At 59.4% G+C, this 10,255-nt stretch carries 8 protein-coding genes and 1 pseudogene; 1 reads left to right on the forward strand and 8 read right to left on the reverse strand.

The annotated features are described in order from the left end of the window. Positions 1 to 397: 397 nt before the first annotated feature. The 5 genes and pseudogenes from U5K34_RS09165 to U5K34_RS09185 form a co-directional block, all read right to left on the reverse strand. Entirely contained in the window at positions 398 to 736 is a 339-nt protein-coding gene (locus tag U5K34_RS09165; RefSeq protein ID WP_322565771.1) for a P-II family nitrogen regulator, read from the reverse strand. Between the two features lie 15 nt (positions 737 to 751). Next, a pseudogene (locus U5K34_RS09170) lies at positions 752 to 3,855 on the reverse strand (efflux RND transporter permease subunit). Between the two features lie 12 nt (positions 3,856 to 3,867). Further along, positions 3,868 to 5,112: an efflux RND transporter periplasmic adaptor subunit gene (locus U5K34_RS09175; RefSeq protein WP_322568097.1), complete on the reverse strand. Its 1,245-nt coding sequence runs from the start codon at positions 5,110 to 5,112 to the stop codon at positions 3,868 to 3,870. After that, on the reverse strand, positions 5,112 to 6,410 hold the full coding sequence (locus U5K34_RS09180; protein ID WP_322565768.1) for a TolC family protein: 1,299 nt from the start codon (positions 6,408 to 6,410) through the stop codon (positions 5,112 to 5,114). The genes U5K34_RS09175 and U5K34_RS09180 overlap by 1 nt, the downstream gene beginning before the upstream one ends. A gap of 236 nt (positions 6,411 to 6,646) precedes the next feature. Beyond that, a complete protein-coding gene (locus U5K34_RS09185) occupies positions 6,647 to 6,964 on the reverse strand; it encodes a hypothetical protein (protein WP_322565767.1) in 318 nt (105 codons plus the stop codon). A gap of 247 nt (positions 6,965 to 7,211) precedes the next feature. Here U5K34_RS09185 and U5K34_RS09190 point away from each other — a divergent pair, with 247 nt between their 5' ends. Next, on the forward strand, positions 7,212 to 7,553 hold the full coding sequence (locus tag U5K34_RS09190) for a YnfA family protein (RefSeq protein WP_322565766.1): 342 nt from the start codon (positions 7,212 to 7,214) through the stop codon (positions 7,551 to 7,553). 174 nt (positions 7,554 to 7,727) lie between these two features. Here the strand turns inward: U5K34_RS09190 and U5K34_RS09195 are convergent, their stop codons facing one another. The 3 genes from U5K34_RS09195 to U5K34_RS09205 all read right to left on the reverse strand — a co-directional run bounded on the left by U5K34_RS09195 (position 7,728) and on the right by U5K34_RS09205 (position 9,964). Continuing rightward, positions 7,728 to 8,093, reverse strand: a complete 366-nt coding sequence (locus tag U5K34_RS09195) for a hypothetical protein (RefSeq protein ID WP_322565773.1) — start codon at positions 8,091 to 8,093, stop codon at positions 7,728 to 7,730. A 10-nt stretch (positions 8,094 to 8,103) separates the two neighbouring features. Continuing rightward, the gene (locus U5K34_RS09200) at positions 8,104 to 8,841 is read right to left on the reverse strand and encodes a Fic/DOC family protein (protein WP_322568098.1); all 738 of its coding nucleotides are present in this window, start codon (positions 8,839 to 8,841) and stop codon (positions 8,104 to 8,106) included. Positions 8,842 to 9,229: 388 nt separating this feature from the next. Then, the gene (locus U5K34_RS09205) at positions 9,230 to 9,964 is read right to left on the reverse strand and encodes a DUF3800 domain-containing protein (protein WP_322568099.1); all 735 of its coding nucleotides are present in this window, start codon (positions 9,962 to 9,964) and stop codon (positions 9,230 to 9,232) included. Between the last annotated feature and the right edge of the window lie 291 nt (positions 9,965 to 10,255).

Genomic DNA, 10,255 nt, shown 5'->3' on the forward strand with positions numbered 1-10,255 from the left:
ATCGTAGCGGTCTTTGTTTGTCATCAGGCGTCGCTTCGTAGTTTTACCACAATATGCCGGATCAAGAATGCTGGCGCCGAACTCATCGGCAAGAGCATCAGAGTTATCTTTTACCGGCAAGCTGTCAATAACTCGGGGGTAACCGGTAGGCCGAACCAGGCAGAGCGGATCCGGCGCATAGAAAGAATCGCGCCCGCGGGGCGCTCCCACAGGCCCGAGGAAGGTGGATCCGCCTGCGGCTTGATCCACCCTGCTTTTGTGACCCGGTAGGCCGGATCAAGCGCAGCGGATCCGGCTTATTCGAAATCGCGCCCGCGGGGTGCTCCCACAGGCCCGGGGAAGGTGGATCCGCCTGTGGCTTGATCCACCCTGCTTTCGTGTGATCCGGCAGGCCGGATCACACGAAGCGGACGAGGATCCCTTCGCCCCGCTGCCCGTCCGCGATGCGCACGGCTTCGTCCAGGCTCTGGACGTAGACCTTGCCGTCGCCGGGGTGGCCCTCGCCGGTGCGCGCATGACGCGTAATACAGTCGATGACGGCTTCCACCTCATACGCCGGTACGTCGATCTCCAGTTTGCTCATGGAGACGCGCACGGTGGTATCCCCGTTGTCATGGACATGACCGAAACCGTTGACCGGCACCACGGCCACGCCGGGAATGTCCGGCATGGCCGCCAGGGCATCGATCACGGCATCGACCATGTTGTTGCGGATATAGGCTTTGATCTCTTTCATAATGGATTCCTCTTGTCAGATTTTGGCTTCACGGCGCGGCACGGCGAACCAGCGATAGACACTCGGCAGCACCAGCAGGGTCAGCAGGGTCGAGGTGACCAGGCCGCCGATGACCACGGCCGCCAGCGGTCGCTGCACGTTGGCACCGATACCACTGGCCAGCAGCAGCGGGATCAACCCGAGGATGGCCACCGAGGCGGTCATCAATACCGGACGCAGGCGACGTTCAGCACCGACTCGTACGGCCTCCAGCGTCTCCATACCCTGTTCTCGCAACTGGTTAATGTACGAGACCATCACCACGCCGTTGAGCACGGCCACCCCGAACACGGCGATGAAGCCCACGGCACCCGGCACTGACAGATACAGTCCGGATATCCACAGGGCAATGATGCCACCGGTGATGGCAAACGGCACATTCAAAAAGATCAGCACCGCGTAGCGCAGGCTGCCGAAAGCCGAGAACAGCATCAAAAAGATCAGCGCCAGGGTGATGGGCACCACGATGTACAGGGTTTGCATGGCGCGGCGCTGGTTCTCGAACTGGCCGCCGTATTCGACGTAATAACCGGCCGGCAGATCGATTTCACTGTTGACCCGCTTCTCGATATCAGACACCACGCTGCCCATGTCGCGCCCGCGCACATTGAGCTGCACGAACACCCGGCGGCTGGCCTTGGCCCGCGAGATCTTCTTGGGCCCGACGAACACCTCCACGTCCGCCACGCGCGACAGCGGGATCAGCGCACCCTCGGCGGTGCGCAGGGGCAGGTTGCGGATCTGATCGATCCGCTCCCGGCTCTGCGCGGCCAGGCGCACGAAGATGTCGAAACGGCGAATGCCTTCGAACACCTGCCCCGCCGTGGCGCCGCCGATGCCGGTCTCCACCGCGTTCAGCACCTCATCCAGGGCGATGCCGTAACGGGCCAGTTCCCCGCGATCGGGCGCACCACCACCTGCGGCTTGCCGCCCTGTTGCTGCATGCGCACGTCGACCGCGCCGTCCACCCCTCTGGCGATGTGCTGGATCTTCTCCCCGTATTCGGCCAGCTCATCCAGGTCCTCGCCATACAGGCTGATCACCACCTGGGCCATGATCCCCGACAGCAGTTCGTCGGTGCGCAGGGCGATGGGCTGGGAGAAGTTGTTGGCCAGTCCCGGCAGTTCGGCCTGCAGCCGCTCGGCCATCACACTTTGCAGTTGTTCATAACTGCGCCCGCTGTCCCACTTGTCGAGTGGCTTGAGGGCGACCAGCGAGGCCACCACGTTCACCGGCTCGGGATCGCCGCCGACCTCGGCGCGGCCGACGCGGGCGTAGGTGCCCTTGACCTCCGGGAACTCGTCGAAGATCGCCTGGATATGGCTGGAGTATTCGATGGATTTATCCAGGTTGGTGCCGGGGGGCAGCGTCGAGCGCACCAGGAAGGTGCCCTCGCGCAGGGTCGGCACAAATTCCGTACCCAGAAACGGAAACAGGGTCAAACTCGCGGCAAACACGGCCACCGCCGTCCCGAACACCGCCTTCGGACGTTGCACCACGGTCCGGATGACCGGGCGGTAGACCTGTTTGAGCCAGCCCACCAGCCGGGGCTCACCGTGGGCGCTGCCTTTGGAGAACACCAGGCTGGCCAGCACCGGCACCAGGGTCAGCGCCATGAGCAACGCACCTGCCAGGGCAAAGGAGATGGTATAGGCCATGGGCGAGAACATCTTGCCCTCCACCCCCTGCAGGGTGAACAGCGGCAGGAACACGATGATGATGATGCCGATAGCGAACACGACCGGCCGGGCCACCTCGCGGGCGGCCTCGCCCACCAGTCGGACCATGCTGATCTTCTCGTTCTGTCTTTCCTCCATGTGACGGAAGATGTTCTCCACCACCACCACGGCGCCGTCGACCATCATGCCGATGCCGATGGCCAGGCCGCCCAGACTCATCAGGTTGGCGGACATACCCACGTAGTCCATGGCGATGAAGGCTGCCAGCACCGCCAGCGGCAGACTGGCGATCACGATCAGCGTCGAGCGTACATTGCCCAGGAACAGGTACAGCAGCACCAGCACCAGTACGGCGCCTTCCAGCAGCGCCTTCTCCACCGTGCCGACGGCCTTGGAGACCAGATCGCCCTGGGAGTAGTAGTCATTGAGCACCATCCCATCGGGCAGGGCCTGGTTGATGGCCTCCGCCTTCTTTTCGATGGCGCCGAGCAGTTCCTGGGTGTTGGTATAGATCAGCTTGAGCACGAAGCCGCCTACCGCTTCTTCCCCGTTGGCGACCAGAGCACCACGGCGGATGGCGGGACCGTAGCTCACCTCGGCCACGTCGCCCAGATAGACCGGGGTGCCGCCCTTCTCGCGGATCAGGATGTTGCGCAGATCCTCCAGGCCCTTGTCGCCGGGCTGCACCCAGCCGTAGCCACGGATGATGTACTCCTCGCCACCGCGATTGATGAACGAGGCGCCCACATTACGGTTGTTGGCGACAATGGCGCGGCGTACATCGGCGATGCCCAGGTCCCGCGCCACCAGCGCATCCTGATCCAGTTTCACCTGGTACTGTTTCTCATCGCCGCCGATGGAGAGCACGCCGGTCACCCCGGGGACGGTGCGCAGCATGGGTTTGGCGATCCAGTCCTGGGCGGTGCGCAGTGCCATTGGTGAGTGGTTGGCGCCCTCCGCATTCTCGATGGTGTACATGAACACCCGACCCAGACCGCTGGTGATGGGCCCCAGTTCCGGCTCGCCCAGCCCCTTGGGGATCGCCTCGCGGGCCTTGGCCAGGCGCTCCATCACCAGCCGGCGGGCGAAGTAGATGTCGGTGCCGTCCTCGAAATAGATGTTCACCCTTGAGAGCCCGAAGATGGAGGTGCTCTGCACCCGTTTCAGGCCGGGCAGGCCGTACATGGAGATCTCCACCGGATAGGAGATCAGCGTCTCCACGTCCACCGGCGAGAGGCCGGGGCTGGCGGTGAAGACCTGGACCATGGACGGCGTGACATCGGGAAACGAATCGATGGGCACCCGCTGCAGGGAATAGACACCGGCACCGGCCAGGCCGAGCACCAGCACCAGGGTCAGCAGGCGGTTGGCGAGCGCCGCGCGTATCAGTTTGTCGATCATACGGCTCTCCCCTTAGTGGTTGTGGGCGGCGCTGCGGCCACCGGCGGTCATGACGGATTTCAGATCGAAGGCACCGGCAACCACCAGTGCCTCTCCGGGATGCAGGCCGGCGATCACCTCCACCTGGCCGCCGGACTCTTCGCCCAGTACCACCGGGACGGCGCGATACGCCCCCGGCTCGTCGCCGGGCACGAATACCATGGGCTTGTCCTCGATGCGCTGCACCGCGTCCACGGGCACCAGGGCGGTCTCCCCACCCTCGGCCACATGGATGGAGGCGGTGCCGAACATGCCGGCGCGCAGCAGATGGTCGCGGTTGTCGACCGTGGCGCGAAGATCGAGCGTGCGCGAGTCGCGATCCAGCGCCCGCGAGATCCAGTCGACCCGCCCCTCGAAGGTCTCATCGGGCAGGGCGCGCAGGCGCAGATGCACCTGCTGGCCGTCTGCCAGGGCCGGGATATGGCGTTCATAGGCCTGGATCATGACCCACATGCGGCTGTCATCGACCACATGAATCGGAGTCGCTTCCGGGCCAACGGTCTGTCCCGGTGCCACATCACGCTGCTGGACGACTCCGTCGATGGGACTGGTCAGGACATAACGCGACAGGGGTGTCTTGCCGCCGGCCTCGATAGCCTTGACGGCTTCACGCGAGAGACCATACAGGCGCAGTTCCTCGGCCGCGGCCTCCAGTTCGGCCCGGGCCTGGCGATAGCGCGCCCGGGCTTCCAGCAATGCCGCCTCGCTGGAAATTTCCTGAGCCGCAAGCTCCTGCTCGCGGTTATAGTTGGCCTGTTCCGTGTTGAATCGCGCGCGGGCGGTCAGATACTGGGCCTTGGCCTTGCCCAGGGCCACGCTGTCCATGATCAGCACCGGCTCGCCGGCCCGTACCGGCGCGCCCAGATCCTTGACCACTTCGACGACCTTGGCGCGCAGCCGCGGGCCGATCCGGGCGATGCGATCGGCGTCGAAGTCCAGTGTGGCCGGCAGGCGGACAACCGCCTCGGCGCTGCCGCGCTCGGCTTTCTCCACCTTGAGGTTCAGCCGTTTGTGCTGGGCCTCGCTCAGATGGACCGCGTTTTCCTTGTGCTTTTCCTCGCCGTCCGCTTCCTTGTGAGCGCCTTCTTCGACATGCCGTTCATGCTCGCCCGCCGGTTCGGCGGCGTGGTCTTCTTCGGCGGCCAGCGGCGCGCCGATGGGCAGGGCCAGGCCGCCCAGCATTAACAGTATATAAAGGTGTGTCTGTCGGATAGTCATTATGATTTCTCCCGGGAATCGGTTTTAGGTACGCCCTGCCCCATGTGAATCAGGCCACCCGTGGCCCGCTCCAGCGCCGTGGCGGCGCTGATCAATTCGTCAAGGGCATCCAGATAGGTGCGGCGCACGTTGAGCAGGTTGTCCTGGGCAGTGGTGATCGCCGGCGCGCCGACCTTGCCCTCGCTGAACGCGACGCGGGTCAGACGCAGGTTCTGTTCGGCGGCCGCGAGCATATCGTCGTTCAGTAGATCCACACGACGGCGGGCCGCGCGATAGTCGGCGATCCCCTGTAATGTTTCGCGACGCACCTGCAACATCAGCGCATCACGCTCCACCTGGGCCAGTTGCAATCGTTCACCGGCGGCCGCCTGCTCCCCGCTGTAATAATGAAACAGGGGAATCGGCACGGAGACGCCCAGACCGGTGATCTCCGCGGACTCTTCCTCTTTATAGAACCCCATGATGGTGAGATTGGGGATGATCTCCCGGTTGGCCAGGCGCAACTCCTTGCGGGCCGCCAGCACCGCCTGGGCCGAGCCGGCCAGATCGCGCCGCCGATCCAATGCGCGGCGTACCAGCGTATTGGTATTGGGCAGATTCAGGGCCACCGGTTGCAGTTCACCTTGCGGCTCCAGGGGGCGCGAGGGATCGATGTTGAGTATTTCGGCCAGGGTGAGCCGGGCGCGAGTCAGGTCCCGTTCGGCCCTGACCCGCTCGGCGCGGGCCCGGCCCAGCCCGATTACCGCCACGTTGACCTCCATCCGGGTCGCCTCCCCGGCCTGTTTGCGGCGCCGGGCATAACGCTGAAGACGCTCGGCCAGCTCCACCACCCGTTCGGCGGTGCGCACCGCCTCGCGGGCCAGCAGAACCCGCATGAAGGCGCGGCGCGTGCGCGCGGCGACGCTGGTGCGCAGAAAATCCAGTTCGTTGCGGGCCGCTTTGGTACGCAGGTTCGCGGCCTCCTCGCGCAGGTCACCCTTGTTGCCCATCCAGATTTCCTGCTTGAGGGTAATGCCCAGATCCGTGGTACTGCTGCCATCGGGTGCTTCGCGGTCCGCCCTTTCCAGTTCCAGCTCCGGGTTGGAGGGAAACAAACGCCCGGCATGTTCGGCCTCGCCGGCGCGGATACCCACGCGCCGTTGTGCCGCCTGAATGGCATAGTTGTATTCCATGGCGCGGCTTAACGCGGCATCCAGGCTGAGTCGGGCCGGTGTCGGATCAGGCGACGCCACAGACTGGCTAATTGCCGCCAGCAAGCACAGGCCGACCACGGTTAAATATCGAAGGGATGAATACACGATGTCATCTCCTGTTGTGTTTCAATTGTCGGGATACGGACGGTCAGGCCGTCGAATCTTGAACCGCTGCACGGGTGAACAGAGATGATCTGTGATCCATCGAACGTTCATCGGCGGCAAAACATCATGCCGGTTATACATACGTCGACGGTCAACATGTGAGACGCTCATGCGCCACCATGTACCATGGAAATCATGGACGGATCAGTCCGGCAGTCGGACCAGTAACCAGATGATCAGCTGAGGGAGATCGGGGGTGGAGTTGGCGGCGCGTGGCCGGGATGTTCGGGACGAATCGTTGACAGAATTGCCCAGTCGTGGCCGGTGGCGATCAGGCCATTAAATCGGGATTCCGTGGGAACAGAAAGGAAATGGGCCTGACCGTGGCAACAGTGGTGAGAGGCGGCCTGTGTCGTCTTATCGGGATGCTTGTTATCAGGGGTCGACTCGGGATGATGTTGCCCGTTCAGCGCTTCGGCATGCAGATCGACGGCGATGGCCGTATTGCCGACCAGCAATAAAAACGACAGAAACAGGATAGCTATCCCACGCATGGTTTTTATCCTAACGTAAAGTGCCAACCAAAACAAACCCTTTAAAACCACACAAGAGACGATGACATAAAAGTGAAATAAACAACGGTCGCCATGCCGCCTGGCATCAATTGTTACCGGGCGTATCCTTTCCTAGAGGGATGGCGGTTATTTTTTGTAGTCATCTTGGTGCGATACCCTTGTGTGCCGAAGTAAGCTGTAAACATATTAATTATGAAAGAATACGCTTGATGAAAGAAGCAGACAAATGAATCTGTTCGCGGCCTGGTTCTGGTATGTGGCGGCGGCAGTTTTTGAAATTGCCGGTTGTTATACGCTATGGATGTGGTTGCGCCTTGATCGCAGCGCGCTTTGGCTATTGCCAGGCATCATCGCGCTTTTTCTGTTCGCCGCTATTTTGACCCGTGTCGATCTGAGCCTGGCCGGACGCACCTATGCCGCGTACGGCGGGATTTACATTATTGCCTCGTTGGTCTGGGTCGTGATTGTAGAACAGAGTCGTCCCCTACCCAGTGATATTCTTGGTGCGGCAATCATTTTGCTGGGTTCAGCGGTGATCCTGATGGGCGGAAGATTGTCAGGCTCATGATGCCAACCTCGGGGACACCCTGGTCATGGTACCCCTGCTTGATGCGTTGTAGATCGGCCAGCGCTGGTTCTGCAAAATAGCGCCGTTTAAATGAGCCTGCCACTGGCCTGGCCCTTCGGGCAGGGACGAGGGTTGGGCCGGGAACGTAAAACCGATTAACTTGTTGATTCGTGATTAATTTATTCCCGACATTTGTCTGAATTCAGTGCATAATTGCTTGAATTTTAAGCAAAAGATGCGATCATAGAGAGTAGACGGGTCAATCCTGCTGCGTGCTTGTCTGTGTGTCTGCGGTGCTTCCTTCCAGCGGTTGGCTGTGAGCCCCGGGAATCCAGGCGCTTCGGGGGCCGTCTCCTGACTTTGAAGGCGCTGCGCATGACAAAGAAATCCCTGTTCAAGTCCAATCCTCATCTGCGGGATCCCCGGAAATACCGGGATGCCCTGATCACCAGTGTTTCCAGCTCCACTGCTATCGAAACCGGGGAAAGTGTTGCGGTAATACGCCGACAAATCACTGATGTTACCGATGGTGATTTTCAACCTGCCCCGTCTAAGCCCGAATCGAGTTCTTGATAATTTCCACGAACAGGTCCTCCATTGGCCGATAGTTGCGATCCATGCCGGCTTGAACCGCGGCGAAATAATCCGCTTTCTTCATTTTACTTAACAAGCTGAAGTCCAATACCGGCAGTCCGGCCTGCAGCGCCATGATACTTGCGAGCAGGCGTGCGCAACGACCGTTGCCCTCCCGAAAGGGGTGGACCAGGACCAGTTCCACATGCACTTCTGCCAGGGCCCTGACGATATCCTGGCGACGGGTAAAATTACAGGGCGTATATTTTGTCAGTTGTTCTGTTTCAAATGCGGCCATCAACTTTGGAACCTGGGCCGCCATTGCAAAGGCGAATCCGTCTTTGCTGATGTTGATCTGGCGGTATCTCCCTGCCCATTCGTAAATATCACCCAGCCACAACTGATGCATATGGCAAATGTCGTCAGCCGTAAAGCGATGCTCCGCATCGTATTCATGAAACAGCGTATCTGTTGCTTTGATTAACGCCTCGGCCTCAATCCGGTCCATTTCTGCCGGATCAGTGATGCCAAGTTTGTTTTTCAATACGCTCTCATTGGAGCCCGGCTCAAAGCGTGCTTCTATCGAATCAGAGACATCGTAGCGGTCTTTGTTTGTCATCAGGCGTCGCTTCGTAGTTTTACCACAATATGCCGGATCAAGAATGCTGGCGCCGAACTTATCGGCAAGAGCATCAGAGTTATCTTTTACCGGCAAGCTGTCAATAACTCGGGGGTAACCGGTAGGACGAACCAGGCAGAGCGGATCCGGCGCATAGAAAGAATCGCGCCCGCGGGGCGCTCCTACAGGCCCGGGCCGTTCGGGCAGGGACGAGCAAAAATATAGTTAGCAGTTGGCAGTTGGCAGAGAAGAGCCGGATCAAGTGAATATCGCGCCCAGGCCCTTCGGGCATACATTTCGCGGTTCCGGCGCATTGGTTTTATCTTATTGTTTTTACAGGGAATATTATTCAGTGGGCACAAAATAAGTATATTTTTTGTTGGCCCAGTTGGATGGCGTTCTCATAGTCTGATTGAATTTCTCGGCCCGATCCCCTATAGTTAGTTATGTGGGCTGATCACTGCGTAGCGGGGGTTGGCCCCTTTCATTTGGGCAATACGACCAGTCCGTATCCTTCGTGATCACCTGTTCTTCCCCTTCGAAATTTCGACTCGATAATCCGATAATCTTCCTTGATTGTTTTACCCAGGATATATCGCCCGATTGGCGTGACGATCAGGTCGGCGAGTTGCAGGCCGGCAAGATTGGCTGTTTTGGGCCGTAAATTCAGTCCGGTGATCCGATGTTCGATTTCCCGGGCCTGCATGTAATGTGTACCCTGAATTTTAAGGTTCAACCAGGCGAGATCGAGTTCCCGGTCCAGAGTCGGGTCTCTTCGTTCTGCCACGATCACACCGCCATCCTCTCTGTTGCCCACTTCCATACAAAATCGCTCGACAAGAATATCGAGACTCATAAGATAAGGGTCCAGTGCAGCCACGCCGTATCGTGATATATGATCATCTTTGCGAATGACACAGGCCACCACTGTGTAATCCAATGAGCGCATCAAATCATTCAGATCACGATAGAAATTCTCACGGAACTGCTTCTCTTTCATCCGTTCAAAGCCGCATTTGTTCCGGGTGATATCTGCGGTATGTAATATGATTTCCGTCGTCCCGAAATGTTTTTGCTTGAAAGCATTCAACCTGTCTGTCATCACCCCCGCAGCATAATCCTGATCAACGATTACACCGCCCAGTACAAACAGGGGGTATTGTGGATCGATAATGGCGAGATTGTGGTCGCCTGACTCATCGAGAAATAATACTTTCACTTAAGAACTTCCTTGTTGGTTTTAGATGAAGCATTAAATGGTATTCTATACAGCCTATCAAGGATTATGGAAATCGGAAATCAGTATTGCGATTCGACCATTGGTCCAGGCCCTTCGGATAGTGACGAGAGCCGGAGGGACGAGCAGAGAGATAGTTGGCAGATGGCAGTCGGCAGAGCTGAGTGATAGTTCGCAGTTGGCAGAGAAGAATAGAAATAGTTGGCAGTTGGCAGCAAGCAGTCGGCAGTAAAGAACAGCTCAAGCCATATTGAGCCTTCAAGGCGTATAACC

Source organism: Thiohalophilus sp., from assembly GCF_034521165.1.
Taxonomy (GTDB): domain Bacteria; phylum Pseudomonadota; class Gammaproteobacteria; order UBA6429; family Thiohalophilaceae; genus Thiohalophilus.